This window comes from Aerosakkonema funiforme FACHB-1375 (assembly GCF_014696265.1).
GTDB lineage: Bacteria > Cyanobacteriota > Cyanobacteriia > Cyanobacteriales > Aerosakkonemataceae > Aerosakkonema > Aerosakkonema funiforme_A.
Genome location: NZ_JACJPW010000129.1, coordinates 1 through 22100, shown reverse-complemented (window position 1 = coordinate 22100; position 22100 = coordinate 1). Strand labels below are relative to the sequence as shown.

Here is a 22100-nt window from a genome sequence, read left to right as displayed (position 1 = left end):
CTGGCGCGGTGGAACCACACCGACTCCATCCCGAACTCGGAGGTGAAACGCTGCTGCGGCGAAGATACTTGGTGGGTCACTGCCTGGGAAAATAGCTCGGTGCCAGGGTAAATATGATAGCAAGAGCCTCTTTTCAAACAAGAAAAGAAGCTTTTGTTTTTTCTTTGGATTTTTGTTTTTACAACCGAATGCTCGACAACTGCTGTGGCTATTTTCCCACTTCTTTTGTGGTAATAAATTAATTTTTTTTAACTTTTTCTTTGTATTCTTCCCTATTTTTTTGTCTCGAACCCAAAACTTTCTTTGTCTACTCACTTCTTTGGCTTAATGCTACTTATTATCATTAAGCCTCTTTACTTTGCCTCCATCTTAGTTCATCTGTACTATTTCATCACCTTTTTGTTGATGTGTGACAGTTGAGGGTGCGGAATGTGGGTTTGAAGTGGGTTTGGTATGATGAGGGCAAATTCATATTTTCAGTAAACCAGGTCTTCTTGAGAATAAGCAACCTGTTTTTTTTGACACGGAAATTCCTATGGAGACAAAGAGTCTTAACTTCAGTAAATAAATTATCAAAATAATTGTAAAAACGGGTATCTTCCGTATACAATGCCAAAAACCAAGCATTTTAACCCAAATATGAAGACTATAGTTAATACCACGGGAGGAAATTTGTGTCAATAGTCTTTACAAAAGATTTTCAAGTAAAATGCCCTTCGGATCGGCGTACATGGTGTCAAATTGCTCGTCAAATTGAAGATATGTCATTACCGGGCATACCTATAAGAATTGTTTTAACTTCTGTTCAAGAGGATGAATTAACGTTTGAATGTAGCTTTATTCAAACAAAAAAGCCCCCCGTCTGGCCTTCTTTGTTGGATATAAACATTCGTCAAGCTTCTTCTCCAAAACCTTTTGTTGCTGTCAGTATTATTCCCACAGGAGTCCGGGCTGAAATTGGCGGATTTGCAGGAGATGCAACTCCTAGTACTAATCTGTTATCTACAGCCTGCGACTACTTAATTACCAACCCGAATGCAGTTACTGCTTCTGACCTTTACTATGCAAATGATAATGTTCTCTACCTGGAAGGTAACTTAATCTGTCACTTGTTGTTAGGACATATTGGGCTGTTGCCAGAAAAACGTAAAAATATAGGCGTAATTATAGAAAAGCATGAAAATGAACTCATCATCAACAACGTACTAAATGCTTTGAACGCTTTGCGATCGGTGGGAGGAATTAATATCGATCCAGTAATTATTAGTGGCGGAAGAATAGAAACGGAATGTACTTATTCTTCCTACGGTCATGCCTCTGGCAAATTTAGCGGTATTGATGAACTGATGCGGGCGCTGGATATTATTGAGACAACCGAAACTAGCGCAGTGGGCGTTGTCACCACCCTGTCAGTTGATGATGCAATCAGACAGCAATATTATCGAGGAGATGCAATTCCCAATCCTTGGGGAGGCGCAGAAGCAATTCTGACCCATATGACGACCAATTTTTATCCTTTTACCGCCGCTCATGCCCCATTGTTAATGGAATGGAAGCATAGTATGTTTGGCACGCTCGGAGATGTTCGCGATGGAGCAGAATTGATTTCTAGTGCCTATGTTTGTTCGCCCTTAAAAGGATTAATTAATTCGCCGCGTCCGGTGAGAATAGATACTCCTTTGCCAGAAGGAAGCCAAAGGATTTCTGTGGAAAACATATCCGCAGTTGTTATGCCAGAAACAACAGTTGGTAACATTCCGTTTTTAGCTAGTTTAGATCAAAACATTCCGGTAATTCTAGTTCGCGGTAATCCTACTCAATGTAAAATTACACCAGCCCTGCTCCAAATTAACGAGAAGGAAAGAAAAATCTATTACGCGAACAGCTATACAGAAGCAGCAGGGTTGTTGCTTGCTTTGCGTCATGGAATCGTTCCCGAAACAACCACACGCCCTTTAGCTCCTATCAAACCACTCTTTTTAGATAACAGCAACTTCTATGAATACTAAACCCTCTGCCTATAACATTGTAGAATCTCATGCTTCCGACATTAAAGTGCGGTTGTATACACCAGCCCATCAGGGAGTATCTGGACAATTTAAATATCTCACGGATCGCATCTATGAGTATGATGTACCCTTCGTCACCCGCAGCAAACTTATTGAGGTCGAAAAGTATTTTTCTGAGTTGTACAATACCAAACACACTTTCTTTTTAACTGGGGGCGCGACCCAAGGAGTTTTGGCTGCGATTGCATTACTGGGGATGAAGCATCGGAAAATTGCCATTGGATTGAATAGCCACATCGCTGTGATTCATGGAATTGTGCTTACTGGCTTGGAGCTATTTTTTATTCCATCAAAGTTACTGATGCCAACTGCTGAAGAAGTAATTTCTGCACTGGAAACAGAGGGTCAGGAAGTTGATGCCGTTTTCTTAACTCATCCAAGTTATGAGGGTACGCTAGCAGACATACAATCTATCGCACGGTACTGCCGAGATAGAAACATAGACTTGATTATCGACGAAGCTCATGGCAGTCATTTTCCTTTCATGGAAGAGAATTTAAAATCAGCGATTGAAGAAGGTGGAGATATTGTCATTCACAGTCTCCATAAATATGTAGGAAGCTTAGTACAAACAGCTTTGCTGCATATACCTAAGAATTCAAGGATTACCCAGGAACAAGTGATGGCAGGTTTAGCATTGTTTGAAAATACTACGCGCAGTAATCTGCTGATATTAAGTATTGAAGACGCTATTCAATCAGCGTTTGATTTACGAGGAAAGTCGCTGTTTGTTAATGCGTCGGTCCAATGCAATCAATTGAGGAATTTACTCAATAGCTTTAGCAATGTTTTAACTTATGATGCCAATGTTTGCGATCCTTTGAAAATATTTCTATGCAGCGACTATGCCACTGGAGATGAAATAGCAGAACTGCTAGTCGAACGCGGTGTTGATAGCGAATACTCTAACGAACGGGGAGTTTTGTTAATTTTTTCCTTCCAGCATAGGGAAAAAGACTTCTTTTACGTAGCAAGGGTTTTAGAAGAAATATATTTAATAATTTTACAGCAACGAGAACAAAGAAATGTAAAAGATGAAAAATCTTTTACCCGCCAACCTATCATGCGCGTTCTCCCAAGGGAGGCTTTTTTTGCCGAAAAAAAAAAAATTAAATTGGGAGAAGCAAAAGGAATGGTTAGCTGTAGCAGCTTAAAGAAAATTCCGCCAGGAATTGCCATTCTTGTACCCGGAGAAGAAATAACTGAATGGCATCTCGAAAGATTCGATCGAGAAACGCTCGTTGAGGTAATGGCATAAAACTGCAAAACCAAAACACAAGATTAACATAATATGCAAAGCGTAATCTCTTTAGCAACGAAAAAGAAAGCTCCTCGCATCGGATTGGTGGAATTACCGGTACTGAAGCTGGTAGACCCCAATGGCATAAACAGAAATCTCAGCGAACAATACGAACCTCTGCTTTCCAAGCAAGTTTTGCTGGCTCACTTGCAAGCAGGCGGGTTCGATGCTCAACTGGTGAATCTTCGAGCAGGCGATTATGAAGAAGAATATGGGAGCGTAACTTGGAAAGGCATTAATCTGTCTAAAAGGTATCTGGGTACCAACATTACTTCGCTAGATCCGCAAGCCTACGACGCTTGGGGGATCACCAATAACTATATGCAGTACCGCGAACTAGCCTTCAAAACGATCCGCCATTTAGTTCGCGGTGGCAAGCCAGTAGTAGTGGGAGGTTCCGATCCGATCGCCGAACCTCAAGTTTATCTGGAAGCAGGTGCAACTGCCGTAGTAATAGACAAATCCGGTGCAGCAAACTGGCCAATTTTTGACTACGTACTGAAACAACCGATGCGGGAACCTCTGTCTGGGGTAATTTTATCAGATGGCACCCGCTATCCTCTGCGATTGCCACCGATGAGCCCGGAAGATTGGCCCCTACCGTCATTGGAGGTAGTTAAGCAGTGCTTTGGGCTGGAATTCTGGTCGCAGGAAGACAGTTGGTTATTGCCAATAGGTTCGGTATTTCCCGATTTGGGATGCGATCGCAAATGTGACTTTTGCCAAACCCCAACCTACGGCACAGGCTACAGAAGAATGTCGCCTTCCAGAGCGCTGAAATGGTTCGAGCTTCAGAAAGAGGCAGGTGCGAAATCGGTGATCTGTCACTCGGATCAATTCCTGGGGCGCGTACTGTTTAAAGAGGGAAGGCAAGAAGTACTCGACATCATGAAAGGAGTCCGAGAAATGGAACTCCCAATCATCTGGGGTAACGGTTTGGAATTGAAGAAAGCCACCCTTGGACGCGGTTACGAACGCACCAGCGAAGATTTGATTCCCGATCGCGAATTGGTAGAAGCCCTCTGGGGATGGGATGGCAAAGCAGGCTGCTATTATGCCTTCATTCCAGCAGAACGTCCAGTTTTTGGCCGGGAAGGTTATGCCAAACTGTTACCCTGGCAACAGCACCGCGAGATGATGCGAGCGATCGTGCGTGCAGGCGTACCGAAAATTGTTTACGGATTGGTGCTGGGGCTGCCAGACGACAGTAATGAAACTATGCTGCGCCTTGAGGAAGCGCTTACGGAACTTTGCCAAGAACTCAAAACAATTAATCCGGCACTCAGTTTTTGGATATTAACCAGTTCGATAGCTCCCATACCCGGAACTCCTCAAGGGCAAAACATTCGTAATTCGGGTCTTTTACGGTTTGAAGATCCGACCATATTTGGAACGATGGGAATGGCTTGTGCCGATACTCAGTATATGAGTTATGAGGAAGTTGCCGATTGGCAATTTCGCCTCAAACGCGCAGGAGACGGGTTTTGGGTCAAGAATTTGGTCTCTCTTGAGAGCAAGTAAGGAAAACCTCAACCAAAAAACACACTGTAGCGCAGATCTCTACTTTAACCATATATATAGGTGTAGAGGATTGACAAAATGCAGAATTTGATGTCAATGGCAACCGAAAAGGCTCCCAGAATTGGATTGGTAGAATTACCAGTGCTGAAGCTGATTGACCCAGAGGGAAAAAATTGGAATCCATCCGGCAAAAAGATAGTTCTTAGCAGCAAACAGATTTTGCTGGCTAACCTGCGAGCGGGCGGCTTCGATGCCCAATTGGTTGACCTGAGAGCAGATGACTACGAAGAAGAATACGGAGAGGTGACTTGGAGAGGCATACCCCTCTCCAAAAGGTATTCAGGAACAAGAATATCCTCGCTTGACCCAGAATCCTTTGACGCTTGGGGTGTAACGAATAACTTTACGCAAAACCGCACGATCGCGTTAATGGTGATTCGTCATCTAGCCAGTGGCACGAAGCCAGTAATAGTCGGGGGTAGCGATGCGATCGCCGAACCGAAGCTGTACCTACAAGCAGGGGCTGCCGCTGTAGTAACGGACAAATCTGGTGCTGCTAATTGGCCGATATTAGACTACCTGCTTAATAGACCGATGCGCGAGCCACTCTCAGGAGCGATATTGGCTGATGGCACTAAATATTCGCTCCGGCTTCATCCAATGACTCCCGAAGAGTGGCCTTTACCCTCATTAGATATAGTCGAGCAATGTTTGGGTTATAGGAACCCCAACATATTTGACCCTGGGATGAATCCAATTGGCTCAGTGATTCCTGATATGGGTTGCGATCGCAAATGCGACTTTTGTCAGACTCCAACTTACGGCACGGGCTATAAAAGAATGTCACCCCAAAGAGCCCTCCAATGGTACGCTCTTCAGAAAGAGGCTGGTGCGCGTATGGTTAGCTCGTTATCAGACCAATTTTTGGGGCGGGTGCTGTTTAAAGACGGCAAGCAAGAAATTCTGGATATTATGAAAGGAATCCGGGATTTGGGACTAGCGATTAGCTGGCTTAACGGTCTGGAATTGAGGAAGGCAACAAAAGGACGAGGATACGATCGCCACAGCGACGATCTGACTCCCGATCTCGAACTGGTAGAAGCAGTTTGGGGCTGGGACGGCAAAGTAGGCACTTATGAAGTTTATATTCCCGCCGAACGTCCGGTTTTTGGGCGGGAATCCTATGCCAAACTGCTACCCTGGCAACAGCATCGGGAAATGGTGCGAGCGATCGTACAGGCAGGCGTACCGAGGATTTTGTACGGGGTCATCGTGGGACTACCAGACGACAATCATGAAAGTATGCTCCGCCTAGAAGAAGCTTTATCGGAAATCTATCAAGAAGTGAAAACAATTAATCCGTCGGTGTCATTTGACATCGATATTTATGCTATTTCTCCCTTACCGGGAACGCCGCAGGGATGTTCGATCGCTCAGTCGGGTTTGTTACGCTTTGAAGATCCCGAAATTAGGGGAGGGTTTATGACAGCTTGCGCCGATACTCATCATATGTCCTATGAAGAGGTTTCCGATTGGCAATTCCGTTTGGAATCGATCGGAAATTGGGAGATAACTCAACCGTTTGTAAACGTTAAATCTACAAAATAAACGCGCAGGCACCCACGACAAAGGTGGTTTTTTGTTCATGTTACGAAAAATTAGCGATGGCCAAAGAGCAATGACATTAATAAACCAAAAAACAAGCAGCATCGGTCTGGTGGAATTACCCGTACAGAGCCTAATTGACTCAGAAGGAGGAGATTGGGCTTTACCCAGTTGCTACCCCTTGAGCAGCAAGCAAGTTTTAATGGCTAGCCTACAAGCAGGGGGGTTCGATGCCCAACTGGTTGACCTGAGAGAAGGTGACTATGTAGAAGAGTACGGCACCGTCACCTGGAGAGGCGAGAAGCTAACCAAAAGGTACGAGGGCACCAAAATTTCCTCCCTCGATCCGCAAGCTTATGATGCTTGGGGCGTAACCAGCAACTATATGCAGTACCGCCCACAGGCATTGGAGGCAATTCGGCATCTATCCAGTGGTGGTAGACCGGTAGTGGTGGGAGGGTCAGATGCCTTCGCCTTACCGCAACTGTATCTGGAAGCAGGGGCAAGTGCCATTGTCACCGACAAAACGGGCGGCGCGAATTGGGCGATATTCGATTATGTACTCAATAAACCAGTGCGGGAAAAGTTGACGGGTGTCATATTGGCTGATGGCAGTCAGTTTCCCCAGCGGCTTCCACCTATGAGTCCGGAAGATTGGCCTTTACCCAGTGTGGATGTGGCCAGACAGTGCTTGGGTGTGGACTTATTCAAGCACGCTCAATCGGAAACGGAAAAACGAGTAGGCTCGGTTATTTTTGATATTGGTTGCGATCGCAAATGCGACTTCTGTCAAACACCAACCTATAAAATGGGTTACGGTAGAATGACGCCCGCAAGAGCGCGTCAGTGGTTAGCTATTCAGAAAGAAGCTGGTGCCCAATCATTTCAGTGTTACTCAGACCAATTCCTAGCGCGGCTGCTATTTAAAGATGGTAGACAAGAAGTTCTAGACATTATGCAAGCAATCCGGGACATAGGAGTACACGTATCCTGGATCAACGGTTTGGAACTGAAGAAAGCAACAAAAGGACGCGGCTACGAACGCGAAAGCGAAGATTTGATTCCAGACGAGGAATTGGTACAAGCCCTCTGGGGTTGGGACGGCAAAGTAGGCTGTAACTGGGCTTATATTCCCGCAGAACGTCCGGTTTTCGGACGAGAATCCTATGCCAAACTGCTACCCTGGCAACAACATCGCGAAATGATGCGGGCGATAGTTCGTAGTGGTATTCCTCGCATTGAATACGGCTTTATCATTGGGCTGGCAGAAGATAGCCACGAAACAATGCTTCGTCTTGAAGAATCATTCACAGAACTTTATCAAGACCTCAAGAGCATTAATCCATCATTGATTATGCTAACTTTGCCCCTGGCAATTTCTCCCATACCAGGAACGCCACAGGATGAACTTATTCGCAAATCGGGGTTGTTAAAATTTGACGACCCAGAAATTATCGGAGGATTCTGGACTGTTTGCGCCGGGACTTACCACATGACCTATGAGGAGGTGGCTGATTGGCAATTGCGTTTGATGCGGATTGGGGACATCATCCCCATCTTTGAACAATTACCGGCATTACGCTTATCTCGAAAAATAGCTAATGCAGGAAATTTCAGATTTAATTAAATTTGAAATTTGAAATCTAAAATTTGAAATTAATTTAAGTTTAAGGAGGATTTAATTAAGATGACGGAAATGGGAAAAAGTCACCGGATTGGACTGGTGGAATTACCAGCGCTAAAGCTAATTGACCCAAATGGCATCCAAAGGAATCAATGCAACCAGTACGAACCTTTGCTTTCCAAACTGGTTTTGCTGGCAAGTATGCAAGGGGGAGGCTTCGATGCCCAACTGGTAAACCTGCGCGATGGCAACTACGAAGAAGAATACGGTACGGTGATGTGGAAAGGGATGCGCCTTTCCAAAAGATATGTGGGTAAACAGATTTCTACTCTCGACCCACAATCATACGACGCCTGGGGCGTGACAAATAACTATATGCAGTACCGCGACCTCGCGTTTATGGTAATTCGCCATCTAGTCAGTGGTGGAAAACCTGTAGTGGTTGGGGGAAGCGATGCCATTGCAGATCCGGAACTGTATCTGCAAGCGGGAGCGACTGCCATAGTCACAGATAAATCCGGTGGGGCAAATTGGCCGATTTTCGAGTACGTGCTGGGCTTGCCGATGCGAGAGGGTCTCTCAGGAGTCATCTTAGCAGACGGTACTCGCTACCATTTGCGCCTACCGCCGATGCACCCGCAAGATTGGCCGCTGCCGTCATTGGATGTAGTCAAGCAATGTTTGGGGAAAGAATACTGGGCACCAGAGAGCGAAATACCTATATTTCCAATGGGTTCGGTGTTTGTGGATTTAGGATGCGATCGCAAATGCGACTTCTGTCAGACGCCCACTTACGGCACAGGCTACAGAAGAATGTCCACGGAAAGAGCGCTCAAATGGTTCGAGCTTCAAAAAGAAGCAGGTGCCAAATCGGTAATGTCGTACTCAGACCAATTCCTGGGGCGGGTACTGTTTAATGAGGGAAGACAAGAAGTTCTCGACATCACCAAGGGAGTTCGCGAACTGGGACTGCCGATACTCTGGCCTAATGGTCTGGAAATCAGGAAGGCAACGCTAGGAAGGGGTTACGATCGCCACAGCGAGGATCTGACACCAGATTACGAACTGGTAGAAGCTCTCTGGGGATGGGATGGCAAAGTAGGCTGTTATGAAGCTTTTATTCCGGCAGAACGTCCGATTTTTGGCCGGGAATCCTACGCGAAGCTGCTACCTTGGCAACAGCACTGCGAAATGCTGCGGGCAATTGTGCGTGCAGGTGTTCCTCGGATCTACTACGGTGTGATCCTGGGCTTACCAGAAGACAGCCAGGAAACTATGTTACGTCTGGAAGAAGTTTTCTGGGAACTCTCCGAAGAACTCAAGACAATTAATCCATCAGTGAGTTTCCATATTGCTCCGACGACAATAAGGCCCATACCAGGAACGCCGCAGGGACAAAACATCCGGAGTTCGGGTCTTTTACGCTTTGAGGACCCGGCAATCGTGGGCGAGTTTATGACAGCTTGCGCTGATACTCACTATATGACCTATGAGGAAGTTTCCGATTGGCAATACCGTCTAGCTTGTATCGGCGATACCCGTATGACTGGGGTAGGTCGGATGGTAAACGCTGTTCGCGAAAAGGCAGCGGTTTAGGGTCAAGGGTCGTGGGTAAATGCTTACGCTCCGTGATTGCAGGGTAGTGGCATCACATTTAAGAAGGACAGAAGATGCCGAGGGACTGGAATGGTGCGCGGGGGATTTTCCTCCGTGCATTGGTTGAGCCGCCCTCCCTCCGGGAGTGTATTTGTTAGCAAACGTTAGCAAAAATGTATGGGATTTACTTAGATGATGCAGACGACGGTAAAATTACAAACCGAAAAGACTCCCCGGATTGGACTGGTAGAATTGCCAGCCCTGAAACTGATTGACCCAAATGGCATCCAGCGCAATGAATGCAGTCAGTACGGACCGCTGCTTTCTAAGCAGATTTTACTGGCGAGTCTGCAAGCAGGAGGGTTTGATGCCCAACTGGTGAATCTTCGCTCGGGCAACTACGAAGAAGAATACGGCACGGTGATGTGGAATGGGATGCTCATCTCAAAAAGGTATTTGGGCAAGCCGATTTCCTCTATTGACCCCCAATCGTTTGATGCCTGGGGCGTGACAAATAATTATATGCAGTACCGCGACCTCGCGTTTATGGTAATTCGCCATCTAGCCAGTGGTGGAAAACCGATAGTGGTGGGGGGAAGCGATGCGATTGCCGATCCGGATCTGTATCTGCAAGCGGGAGCAACTGCAATAGTCACAGACAAATCCGGTGGGGCAAATTGGTCAGTATTTGACTACGTGCTAGGACGCCAGATGCGCGAGCCTATTTCAGGAGTTATCCTCGCAGACGGCACGCGCTACCAGTTGCGCTTGCCGCCGATGCACCCGCAAGATTGGCCGCTGCCGTCATTGGATGTGGTCAAGCAATGTTTGGGGAGAGAATACTGGGCACCGGAGGGGGAAATTTCCATATTACCGATGGGTTCGGTATTTGTGGATCTAGGATGCGATCGCAAGTGCGACTTCTGTCAGACGCCGACATACGGGACTGGCTACAGAAGAATGTCCACGGAAAGAACCCTAGAATGGTTAGCCCTTCAAAAAGATGCAGGTGCGAAGTCTGTCATATCTTACTCAGACCAATTCCTGGGGCGGGTGCTGTTTAATGAGGGAAGACAAGAAGTTCTCGACATTATGAAGGGAGTTCGGGAAATGGAACTCCCGATACTCTGGGCTAATGGTCTGGAAATCAGGAAAGCAACGCTGGGAAGGGGTTACGATCGCCACAGCGAGGATCTGACACCAGATTACGAACTGGTAGAAGCTCTCTGGGGATGGGATGGCAAAGTAGGCTGTTATGAAGCTTACATTCCGGCAGAACGTCCGATTTTTGGCCGGGAATCCTACGCGAAGCTGCTACCTTGGCAACAGCACTGCGAAATGCTGCGCGCGATCGTGCGTGCGGGCGTTCCTAATATTTACTATGGCGTCATCTTGGGGTTACCAGAAGACAGCCAGGAAACTATGTTGCGTCTGGAAGAGGCTTTCTGGGAACTTTCCGAAGAACTCAAGACCATTAATCCGGCAACGAATTTTTGTCTTTCTCCCTTTTCAATTCGCCCTATACCAGGAACGCCACAAGGACAAAACATCCGGAGTTCGGGTCTTTTACGCTTTGAGGACCCGGCAATCGTGGGCGAGTTTATGACAGCTTGCGCCGATACTCACTATATGACCTATGAGGAGGTTGCGGATTGGCAATTCCGTCTAGCTTGCATCGGTAACAAAAATCTGACTGGGGTAGGTCAGATGGCAAAAGGTGTTCGGGAAAAGGCAGCGGTTTAGGTATATCGCTCGTGGGTAAACGCTCGCGATCGGTGATGGCAGCAAGGTTGACAATTCTACTTTTTCTTTATAAATGGAGGATTTAACAGTGGTGACCTTAGAAGGTAAAAAAGCTCCCAGTATTGGATTGGTAGAATTACCAGGGCGGAAGCTAATTGACCCTGAAGGAAAAAATTGGACTGATAACTTCAAATATACGCCTCTACCCAGCAAGCAGATTTTGCTGGCTCACTTGCAAGCGCTAGGGTTCGATGCCCAATTAGTTGACCTCAGAGATGGCGATTGCGAAGAAGAATACGGAGAAGTGATTTGGAGGGGAATGCGGCTCTCCAAACGGTACGATGGCAAACGGATTACCTCCCTCGACCCGCACTCTTTTGATGCTTGGGGGGTAACTAATAACTTCGTAGGCAACCGCCAACTGGCTTTGATGACAATTCAACATCTATCCCGTGGTGGCAGACCAGTGGTGGTGGGGGGTAGCGATGCCATTGCCGAACCGCACATTTATCTACAAGCAGGGGCAACAGCAATTGTCCTAGATAAAACTGGTGGGGCAAACAAGGCGATTTACGACTATGTGTTGGGAAGACCGATGGAGGAAAAGCTGTCGGGTGTGCTTTTGGCTGACGGCAGTCAATATCCCTCACGTTTGCCCCCCATGAGTCCGGAAGATTGGCCTTTGCCCAGTGTGGAGGTGGCCAAGCAATGCTTGAGTCGGATGTATTACAAACCCGGAGTACTGGGTTTTCCACCTAGCGGTTCGGTAATGCCGGATTTGGGATGCGATCGCAAATGCGATTTCTGCCAAACTCCCACCTACCAAATCGGTTACCGCAGAATGACGCCTCAAAGAGCGTTGCAATGGTTCAGCCGTCAGAAGGAAGCGGGTGCTAATTCGGTCATTTGCTTGTCGGATCAATTCCTGGGTCGGGTGCTGTTTAAGGAGGGCAAGCAAGAAGTTCTGGAAATCATGCAGGGAGTACGGGATTTGGGACTTGCTCTCAACTGGTGTAATGGTTTGGAAATAAAGAAGGCAACCAAAGGACGCGGTTATGAGCGGAGTCCGGAAGATTTGATTCCAGACGACGAACTTATACAAGCTCTCTGGGGTTGGGATGGCAAAATTGGTTGTTACGAGGCTTTCATTCCGGCAGAACGTCCTGTAGTCGGGCGGGAATCTTATGCTAAGTTGCTCCCCTGGAAACAGCACTGCGATATGCTAAGAGCGATCGTCAATGCAGGTGTGGCTCGACTGCAATACGGGGTGGTGATCGGTCTACCAGAAGATAGCCACGAAACTATGCTCCGCCTGGAAGAAGCAATCTCGGAACTCTATCAAGACCTCAAGAGTATTAATCCGGCTTTACAATTTTGGGTCGGTACTTATGCTATATCTCCTATTCCAGGAACTCCTCAAGGTCATAGCATCCGTGGGTCGGGTCTTGTGCGATTTACAGACCCAGAAATTCTCGGAGGCTTTATGACAGCCTGCGCCGATACTCACCATATGAGCTATGAGGAAGTTTCTGATTGGGAGCTGCGCTTAGTTAGCACTGGAGACGGAGGGCTTGACTGGTTCTTTGGCAACTCAAACAAGCCTGCAAATCAAAAAGAAAATGGTTCGGCAACCAGTACTCAGAATGCTTTGAATACAAATTTAAATCTCCCAGTTGCAGTCAGTTAGCGAAATTTCAGATGGCAGATTTAAAATTTCAAATTTGGATAAATCTGCCATCTGAAATCTGAAATTATCAAGTGTTTTTTGATGAACGATCGTTCAAAATTTAATCCGTTTCGTCATACACAGCAGTTCGATCGCCCTTTCTCTTTTGAAGCACTATATAGTCACCCAGGTGACCTCCGTATTCGCGATCGCGGTGGCGATCGCAAGCGGATTGGCATTATTGGTGGTGGTATTGCTGGGTTAACCAGTGCCTACGAACTCAGTCAGTTGGGTCACGAAGTGACAATTTGGGAAGCTGGCGATCGTCTGGGCGGACGCATTCGCACTCATTACTTCAGTGATGGAACTTACGGAGAACTAGGGGCGATGCGTATTCCCAATAATCATCGCTGTGCGATGTATTATTTGGAAAAGTTCAATTTGCCCACGCGACGTTTTGTTAGCTATAACCCGGCTGGTTTCTATTATCTTCGCGGCAAAAAGGCTCGGATTGATGCGTTTGCAGAATTTTTTGCCGTTTTCGATCTGCTGCCACAAGAGCTGCAAGACCCAGCTATTTTGTACGATGACCTGTTGCGGGAGTTGACAGAAACTCTCTCTTGTGCTGAAAAGTGGGAGATGTTCTGTCCGTCGTTTTCCAGTACCCTGCTGAAGAAGTACGATGGGATATCTTTTGCACAGTACTTTCGCGATCGCCTTTCTCAGGAAGCCTTTGAAATGGTCGGTCACACTACGGGTATGCTCCATTACGAGCGAGTATCCCTCCTAGAAGGCTCGATCGACTTTTTTAGTTGGTATCGAGTTGAACAATATCAGCTAATTGGTGGGATGGAAACTCTGGTGAATGCCTTTGCTAAACGAGTGCAAGGCAAGATCGAGTTGAACGCGAAAGTGACAGATATTCAAATTACTGATAAGGGAGCGATCGTTCGCTGGAACAATTTGGATAGCAGCTTTGCCAAAGAGTTCGATTATATCATCTGCACGGTTCCTGCTTCCGCTTTGGCAACGATCGAGTTCGCTCCGGATATTCCAGCCAAGAAAAAGCAAGCCAATCGCAGCCTTACCTACGGTAGTGCGGCCAAAACTTTATTTCATTGTACCGCGCGTCCTTGGGAACTCCACGATCGAATCTATGGCGGTGCCAGCTTTACAGATTTACCGATCCAACAGATTTGGTATCCTTCAGATAACGCTCAGCTAGCCACTTTGACAAAAGAAGGCTCAGTTGAGTATCGATGGATTCCTCGTGAGAGGGAACTTTCTCATCAATCATCTGTCTTTACCGGTGGTTACCGCTGGGAAAAAAATTCACGGCAGTTTTTAGCCCTTGATGAGAGCGAGCGCACCGATTCTACCTTGGATCAAGTCAAACAAATCCATCCGCAAATCGATCGATACGTTGACGAGATTGTACATTGGTCTTGGGATGAACAAATCAAACCCGGATCTGGAGCTTATGCTTATTTTACCCCAGGCGACCACGAAGAATATCAGGAAGTTTTGTGCCAGCCTTACCCTTTAGATCACCCTCGCGTCTTTTTTGCAGGCGAACACCTCGCTATCAACCATGCCTCAATTCAAGGAGCGATCCAGACAGCACTCTCTGCAACTATAGATGTTTTAGACGCTTAAAAAATCGGATAAATTAGCCTGAATTCTTGCCAGCTTTCCTAGCTTCTTCCAACCAACTATCAAATAACTTTTGATTCTTTTTCACCCATTCTTCAGCACGCTGACGAATTTGTTCTGGACTGCGTTTACCTTCGTGGAATAGCCACATTTCAGCGTTGATATCTTCAAGGGGAATCTGCACTAATTCAAACCAGCGTTTGGCGGCTGGATTAGCTGCCAAAAATTTTTTGGTAGCCACCACACGCAGCCCCTCTTTAGGAAAACCGATATTTTTACCATCTACTGAAGTATCTTTTTCTGTATAGACTCCCAAGCTTTTTGGCATAGAGGTAAAAGGAACTTCTAACCAAATCACATCTTTATTTGGTTTTAAATCCTGCTGAGACTGCCATGAAGGTATGAAGTTATATAAGAGAACGGGTTTTCCTTGCCTGTAGCGAGCAATGACATCTACAATTAAACTGGCAATATCTCCCTGGTTGTGTTCAACGGTAGCCCGCAGCCCATACACATCTAAGTGATGGTTGATAATCTCATCTGCACCCCAACCAGCCTGGGCACCTGATAAATCAGCTTTTCCATCGCCATCTGAGTCAAAAAGTTTAGCAATTTTGGGGTCTTTGAGTTGCCCCAGATTAGTGATTTTGTACTGGTCGGCGGTTTTTTTGTCAATCTGATACCCTTGCAAGAAATTATCGCTAATTTTACCAAGCTGCTCTAATTTTGCGTCTCCACCACTATTTTGATAAAATTTGGCATAAGACTTCTCGGAGTGGGTAGGAGTAAAATCGATGTCGTCACTGGCTAGTGCAGCGTAGACAAGGGCGGCGGAACTAATTTGTTTTAGCTCTGGAACTTCGTAACCTAACTTTTCCAGTCCAATATCCACAACTTCTGCAATCAATCTGAACGGTGGTATATCGAAGCCAGGGCGTACCCGCACACCTTTTCCTGGCATCGCTTTTTGGGACTCTGTAGATCCCGATACTGTCGTCGCGTTAGGAGTTGGTTGACAAGCGATTAAACCCACTACCAAGGCAGTCACTGTAGCTAAAGTAAGTGTCTTTGTTTGTCCTTTCATCCTCAAAGCCTGACCTAGTTTGCTCTAATTTAGACCAAAAGTATATTTTTTTAATAAGATGTTTGTAAATAATTTTTAAGCTAGAGGACTTATCGATAAATCGGGTTTTTCAGCGCTAATCAACGCAGTCGAAATCATCCTCCTCAAAGGTTGACTTGGGGCTGGTAGCTGAGATTATTCCCTACTTAGCGCACTGAAGAGCGGAATTTTATGCAACAAGTTACAAGCCTTATTGGACAATGCTTTCAGTTTCATAAGATTAATTTTGAGATAAAGCTCTCGATCGAATTCGCCTTTGACCGTAACTATATGTCAGGTTCGTTAGGGATGTAAAGTACCGAAAACAATAGACATCTCCAAAAATTCTTGTGGGGTAGGCATCCGGCCAGCCCTGGGAGATTCTTTTGGAGGAGAAGTCTATTGTACTTAATGTTTTTTACAAAAATTACTACAATATCTAAATAATTGTTTAAAATAAATGAGATAAAACTAGATACTGCTGTTGACCTGACAGTGCAAGAGCAGAGCGTTGGCACAAACAGATCGGGTGAGAGGAAGATAAGAGTATGAAAGATAAAATTAGTTTACTTTTTATTAATCTGTTGACAGTTGCTTTAATTTTGGCATTTGTAAATTTCTTTAGCAATAAAATTGTCGATATATATTTTATCAAAACTGCGGACACAGGAGGCGATCGCTCTTACTTAATTAATTACGCTAATGATAAAGATTTCGCAAAAATTCACTTTAAAGAATTGAGTGAAGGAAGTACACTTCAATACAGTCCGACTGTTGGTTGGAGTAGAATTCCCGTTGAATACAAAACATTTCATGTCGATGCTAATGGATATCGTATAGATCCCACACCTGTTGATTATAAGCCTAATAGTAAGTCTTTTTACTTTTTTGGCGGCTCGACTATGTGGGGTTATGGTGTGCGGGACAATGAAACTATTCCGGCTTTGTTCAGTTCAATTTCAGGCATACCTTCTTACAACAGAGGTGAGATTGGCTATACGAGCCGTCAATTACTCGATCAATTTATTAATGTTTTAGTTACCGGAGATAAAATTGATGCGGCGGTATTTTATGATGGGGTAAATGATATATATGTCTCTTGCGATTCCCATTTTAAAATTGGTGACAATTTAAAGACAAATAGCATAAGATCGGCAGCAATACTTGCTAAAAGAACTGATGTTTTAGTATTAAATTTAATCAATCGGATTTTTTTTGATGGCACCAGAAAATTAGCCGGGGAAATTCTCCGTCCTCTATCCGATCCTAAAATTGAGTCAGGCAAAACAAAATCCACTGATGGCTACTATGTGTGCGATAACTTACCAGAACGCGCTCAAAAAGTTGCAGAAAGACTTATAAAAGATTGGGAAATAGCACATGATATAGCCGAAGCAGAAGGCGTAAAATTTATAGCGGTATTGCAGCCAGTTGCTTCTATTGGTAACCCAAAGTTAGACCATCTAAAGTTCCCAGAACTAGATCGAGAATTACTATTACAGTACAAATTCGTATATCCGCTGATTAAAGATATTATTCAAGATCGCGGTTACGATTGGATACTAGATTATACAGATATTTTTTCACGTAACGAGTACATCTATACTGACTTTGCTCATGTTTCTAAAAACGGTAATTTAATAGTTGCAAAACAACTATACAATGATATTTTGAAACTCCCCGCCGGAGAGTGGGGGAGTGGGGTAGCGGGGGAGCGGGAAAACGAGATAGTGGAAAGAAATTCCTAATTTTGACTAGCAATTTTAGATTCATGCCCCGCCCCTTGTGGACAGAACAAATCTAAAATCTCCAAGCTGCGTCAGAAAGTGGGCGCAGTCAATCCAAAATCGCAAATCTAAAATCCAAAATCGTTTGACTTTTGACTTTATTGTTTGACAGCAACTACCAGAGTTAAATCTGAACCAAGGTCAGACACTTCGATTCCAGTAAAGCCGACAGAGTGCAGCCAACGCGAGTAATCCGCAGCGGTATGCGCGTTGCCTTCCTCTTTGTGGAGCAAGGTTCCGAGCGCAAAGATGAGAGGTGTCATCGGACCAGTGCGATCGTGATTTGGCATCCAGTCAGTGACAGCAATTCGTCCTCCAAACTTGAGAGCAACCCAGATTCTGCGGAAAAGATCTTGTGCCTCCCGCTCACCCAAATCGTGGATATAGCGTGCGATAATCGCTAAGTCGTAGACGTTCTGTCCGAATTGCATCTCTCTCTGGTCACCCGGCAGAAAATCATACTGGTTCTCGACGCCATCCTGTTTGAGAAACTCGCGTGCAATCTCAAGAACAGGTGGCAAGTCCATTGCGGTGACACTGGTGTCCCGACCCGTTGCTTGGGCAACAGCGATCGACCAAACCGCAGAGCCACAAGCCACATCAATCACACGCAGCCCCGGCTGTAAAACACCTTGGTTCAACAAAACCTGCGCGGCGCGACGCGCAGGCTCACGGTTAACAAAGTGTAGCAAAGGAATATAAGCGCGGAAAAACTTCTGAGCTATCCCTGTCTGTACACCATCAGCTTGTCTGACAGGCTTTCCAGTGCGAACGACTTCCAGCAGATGACTCCAACTCTCCCACATCCACTCTTCCTCGAGCAAAAGACCCATATAGTTAACTTTGTCTCGAACCAGGAATTCTGAGGAAATTGGTGTAAGACCGTACTCTTCACCCGACTTTGTAAGATACTGGAGACCGACGAGTGCATCCAGTAACATACGGACACCGCGATCGGAAGCTTCTGCGGCGCGTGCGATCTCTGTGACAGTTCTCTTGCCATCGGCAATATGAGTGAAAACTGCAAGTTGTACCCCAACACAGAGTGCCCGCGACGCAGCTATAAACAAACCCATCTTTTCGATCGGAGGGAACTCATTTTCAGTCGAAATCAAATCCGGCTCAATCATCTCTTTCTTCATGTTATATATAGCTCAAAATCCTGACTAAAATCCGCCAGCCGATAAAGTAATGTCCTGCATCGTAATCCCAAACGCTTCGTCACGGCACAAAAACAGAGCCAGTGCCGCAATTTCTTCAGGTTGTATAACTCTCTTTTGGGGATTGTTCTGTTTGAACTCCTCAATATATTCAGCCAAACTTCGACCTTGGTTTTTTGCCACTTCTGCTAAAAAAGTCTTGCTACCCGGAGTTTCTACAAAGCCAGGACTAATAGTATTGCAAGATACCCCATGAGCCGCTCCCTCCCTCGCTACGCAGCGGCTTAGCCCCACCACTGCGGCTTTAGAAGCACAATAAGCAACATAACTAGAATCGGCTACACTAGATATAGAAGCAATATTAATAATTCGACCCCATCGGCGCTCAATCATCCCAGGTAAGCAAACTTTGATAGTACGATAGACACCGTTGAGGTTAACTTCCATAGTTTCTTGCCAAAGTTCGTCAGAATGGTTGCACATTGTCTGCGACACAATAGTTCCGGCAGAATTAACGAGAATATCTACTTTGCCAAAAGTTTTTACCACCGAGTCGTAAAAAGCTTGTACGGAGTCGGTGGAAGAGACATCCAAATTCACTGCCAGAGCTTTAACTCCCTTTGCCTCAATTTCAGCTTTGCACGAACTTGTGGCAGCAGAACGGGAACCTACAGCTACATCAGCTCCCGCTTCAGCTATAGCTATAGCTATAGCTCTGCCTATACCGGAAGTTCCTCCCGTTACAATAGCCACACGCTCTTTCAAGAATTTTTCTGGTTTCATCACTCTTGTTCTGAGAAATAATCGGTTTGATTATACATAAGAAGGATTGTGAGCTTTGAGCTAAGAGCTTCTAAATCCCCACCCCAGAAATTTAAGTTTTTAACCCTCCTTTTTGCCAATCATAATAAAAAATCCTCCTTCCTTGCTATTTGTAAAAATCATTGATGATTCTACTAAAAAACGTTCCAAAGCATTTCCAGGCGACTGGGCAACAAATAGCTTTTCATCAGGACTAAATTTTTTACCTAGCCCAGATTTAGGAATACTATTAACAAATGAAAAACCATTTTCTGCAAACCAAACCATCACTTCACCGATCGTATGCTTATACTCATTAGGATTTTTATACTGATCCATGAACCATGTATGTCGCTTACGTTCGTTGAGATTTACATCTACTATTCTTGGATCTAGGAACTTGAATTTATCGCCTGTTAAGTTGAAAATTAAGCGTCGCACATCTGTCCAGATTCTTCCATACTTGTGGTAAAGCCCTATAATAATGTATCCTCCTGGTTTTACCAGCTTAGCAATGGATGAGAATGCCAATTTGGGATTATGTGTGTGGTGCAACACACCATTAGAAATGACTACATGAAAACTTTCAGGCTTAAAGATAGGCTGAAAAATATTCATTTGGAGAAAATTAACTCTTTGTAATTCGTATTTCTCTTTGAAAGCCTGACCTAGTTTTAATGAATTAAGGCACATATCAACGCCAAACACAGTGCGATTAGCTATGGACAGGAAAATACTTAACTGCCCGGTACCGCATCCACATTCTAATACCTTAATTCCAAAAGGCAATTGTTCATCTAATACCTTAGCAAATATACCTTCTTTGGCTTTTTGCATTAAACTGCCCACACTATCTAAATCATTATAGTTAGGAAAGGGATTTTCTTCATAAAATGCCTTCACGAGGTTAGTAATGTTTCCTGATGGGGCGTCAATATCTTCAGGCCAAAACAACAGAGGAATCTTGTTGTTAATTTCGTATTGTTGTTGGCAGTTTTGACAGCAGATGACATCATTATTAAAATCCAGTGATTCATTTTTGCATCTGGGACAAATCAGTTCGGTTATTTGGCTTTGAAGATATTTCATGTGTCGGCAACTTTTGATTTTTTTATTGGGTATATCCTGTTGTTCTAATCAAGTAAAAACTCTTTTTTTCAAGAATCATCTAACTTCAAAGGAGTTTCCTAATTTTGTCAAAATTTAAGTAAACTCCATACTCAAAGTTACATTGCCGATGGCAATTTAGGATGAGAGTTTTTTTCCGACTGTACAGCACCTTCATATCCTGAAATAAGTGTGCTGTAAAATTTATCTATTTGCCTTAGTTTCTCCGGGTCATCCTCTACCGCTATGGTAACCATGAGATCGAACATTTCATCTGTTGTGTTCATTCCCCAAGTCACCCTTTGGGGCGGATAGTTCGGGTTATGAGGATTATCGCTGGAGTTGTCATAGTAGGCTATCATTTGCAGATTTGTGCCTTTGGGCAAATTAAGTGGCTCTTTGTACTGGTATTCCATTTGCCAGTTGAAGTCCCAGTCTTTAATCCAGATCATTGGTTTGACCGTACCGTCTGGAAGAGTTGCTTTCACTTTCATCTCCCGACCGAGAAAGTGCATATGGGGCATAACATCGATTATTTGCAAATCGACAGGAATTGTCGTGGTAAGAGTGATTTTATGGCGCTTTTCCCCAGGAGGAATATCCACGTTGTATTGTGCGAATGGAAGTTCAACCGCCAGCTTCTGGGGTTTCTTTTTGGCTAGGTATATCGCCACACTCGATCGATCTGTCATCTCGTTTACAGCTGCGGGGTAATGGTTTTCCAGAATCAGATCTGAGCCTTTGGGGATTACTCGAGCAACTCCATTAGGTAAGTATTCGGGAGACATTCCCGGTGTCCAAGTGTAAAGCCCGTGTCCCCCCTCGTGACTTTTAGGTGCGTCAAAGCACTGATACCCTACATCCGGGTCTATTGCATCTAATTTAGCTGCCTCATTACTTGCAGTTTGAAACAATACAGCATGGTGAACAGCCTTGGAGTTGCCGGGCTTGACATCTATTGCCCTAACGTACAGGTCATTTGGCAGATTTAGCGGGAGTACAAAACATTGATATCGATCGCTCTCTATGGCTTTAACTTTGTAGGGTTGTGGCATTTTCAGGATGAGGTCGGGCAATCCTAGTTGCCAGTCTCCATCAGGGAATTGTGGTGTTGGTGGCAAATCAGCGGGATTCCCTTCTGGTGTACCCTCACTAAACCATTGCTGAATCAGCGCAATCTCTTGCTCATTCAACTGTCGCGGATTTTTGAATTCTCCATAGCCCGGTGCTGCTTTCCACGGTGGCATATAGCGGGATGCCGTCGCCCAGGCTATTTCCATCGCGTGAGTTGCCGCATCTTGGTAAGTTAACAAAGAAAAGGGGGCAATCTGACCGGGACGATGGCAGGTGGCGCAATTCTTATTCA

General features: G+C 45.1%; 14 protein-coding genes, 1 rRNA gene and 1 pseudogene. 11 read left to right on the top strand and 5 right to left on the bottom strand.

Going from position 1 to position 22100, the window contains the following annotated elements; genetic code table 11:
* The 10 genes from rrf to H6G03_RS31980 form a co-directional block, all read left to right on the top strand.
* A 5S ribosomal RNA gene (gene rrf / locus H6G03_RS32025) occupies window positions 1–108 on the top strand; the annotation flags it as partial.
* 566 nt (window positions 109–674) lie between these two features.
* Window positions 675–2009 carry a DUF3326 domain-containing protein gene (locus H6G03_RS32020; protein WP_190474030.1) on the top strand — a complete coding sequence of 445 codons (1335 nt, stop codon included), beginning with the start codon at window positions 675–677 and terminating at the stop codon, window positions 2007–2009.
* Window positions 1999–3327, top strand: coding sequence for an aminotransferase class I/II-fold pyridoxal phosphate-dependent enzyme (locus tag H6G03_RS32015; protein WP_190474029.1), 1329 nt, complete (start codon window positions 1999–2001; stop codon window positions 3325–3327). The genes H6G03_RS32020 and H6G03_RS32015 overlap by 11 nt, the downstream gene beginning before the upstream one ends.
* 33 nt (window positions 3328–3360) lie before the next feature.
* Complete coding sequence (locus tag H6G03_RS32010) at window positions 3361–4890, top strand: radical SAM protein (RefSeq protein WP_190474027.1); 1530 nt, start codon at window positions 3361–3363, stop codon at window positions 4888–4890.
* Window positions 4891–4968: 78 nt separating this feature from the next.
* The gene (locus H6G03_RS32005) at window positions 4969–6498 is read left to right on the top strand and encodes a radical SAM protein (protein ID WP_199315588.1); all 1530 of its coding nucleotides are present in this window, start codon (window positions 4969–4971) and stop codon (window positions 6496–6498) included.
* Window positions 6499–6568: 70 nt separating this feature from the next.
* Window positions 6569–8122: a radical SAM protein gene (locus H6G03_RS32000; protein ID WP_190474025.1), complete on the top strand. Its 1554-nt coding sequence runs from the start codon at window positions 6569–6571 to the stop codon at window positions 8120–8122.
* 60 nt (window positions 8123–8182) lie between these two features.
* Complete coding sequence (locus tag H6G03_RS31995; protein WP_190474022.1) at window positions 8183–9715, top strand: radical SAM protein; 1533 nt, start codon at window positions 8183–8185, stop codon at window positions 9713–9715.
* A 192-nt stretch (window positions 9716–9907) separates the two neighbouring features.
* A complete protein-coding gene (locus tag H6G03_RS31990; protein ID WP_199315587.1) occupies window positions 9908–11458 on the top strand; it encodes a radical SAM protein in 1551 nt (516 codons plus the stop codon).
* 88 nt (window positions 11459–11546) lie between these two features.
* Entirely contained in the window at window positions 11547–13145 is a 1599-nt protein-coding gene (locus H6G03_RS31985) for a radical SAM protein (RefSeq protein ID WP_190474020.1), read from the top strand.
* An 81-nt stretch (window positions 13146–13226) separates the two neighbouring features.
* The gene (locus H6G03_RS31980; RefSeq protein ID WP_190474018.1) at window positions 13227–14780 is read left to right on the top strand and encodes a flavin monoamine oxidase family protein; all 1554 of its coding nucleotides are present in this window, start codon (window positions 13227–13229) and stop codon (window positions 14778–14780) included.
* A 13-nt stretch (window positions 14781–14793) separates the two neighbouring features.
* On the opposite strand, the gene proX is transcribed toward H6G03_RS31980, so the two are convergent.
* Complete coding sequence (proX, locus tag H6G03_RS31975; protein ID WP_190474016.1) at window positions 14794–15861, bottom strand: glycine betaine/L-proline ABC transporter substrate-binding protein ProX; 1068 nt, start codon at window positions 15859–15861, stop codon at window positions 14794–14796.
* A gap of 566 nt (window positions 15862–16427) precedes the next feature.
* On the opposite strand from proX, the gene H6G03_RS31970 reads away from it, so the two are divergent.
* Window positions 16428–17627 carry an SGNH/GDSL hydrolase family protein gene (locus H6G03_RS31970; RefSeq protein WP_190474015.1) on the top strand — a complete coding sequence of 400 codons (1200 nt, stop codon included), beginning with the start codon at window positions 16428–16430 and terminating at the stop codon, window positions 17625–17627.
* A 137-nt stretch (window positions 17628–17764) separates the two neighbouring features.
* On the opposite strand, the gene H6G03_RS31965 is transcribed toward H6G03_RS31970, so the two are convergent.
* The 4 genes and pseudogenes from H6G03_RS31965 to H6G03_RS31950 form a co-directional block, all read right to left on the bottom strand.
* Window positions 17765–18808 carry a class I SAM-dependent methyltransferase gene (locus H6G03_RS31965; protein ID WP_190474013.1) on the bottom strand — a complete coding sequence of 348 codons (1044 nt, stop codon included), beginning with the start codon at window positions 18806–18808 and terminating at the stop codon, window positions 17765–17767.
* 24 nt (window positions 18809–18832) lie between these two features.
* Window positions 18833–19609: an SDR family NAD(P)-dependent oxidoreductase gene (locus tag H6G03_RS31960; protein WP_190474011.1), complete on the bottom strand. Its 777-nt coding sequence runs from the start codon at window positions 19607–19609 to the stop codon at window positions 18833–18835.
* A 99-nt stretch (window positions 19610–19708) separates the two neighbouring features.
* Entirely contained in the window at window positions 19709–20716 is a 1008-nt protein-coding gene (locus H6G03_RS31955; protein WP_190474009.1) for a class I SAM-dependent methyltransferase, read from the bottom strand.
* Window positions 20717–20853: 137 nt separating this feature from the next.
* A pseudogene (locus tag H6G03_RS31950) lies at window positions 20854–22100 on the bottom strand (alkyl hydroperoxide reductase); the annotation flags it as partial.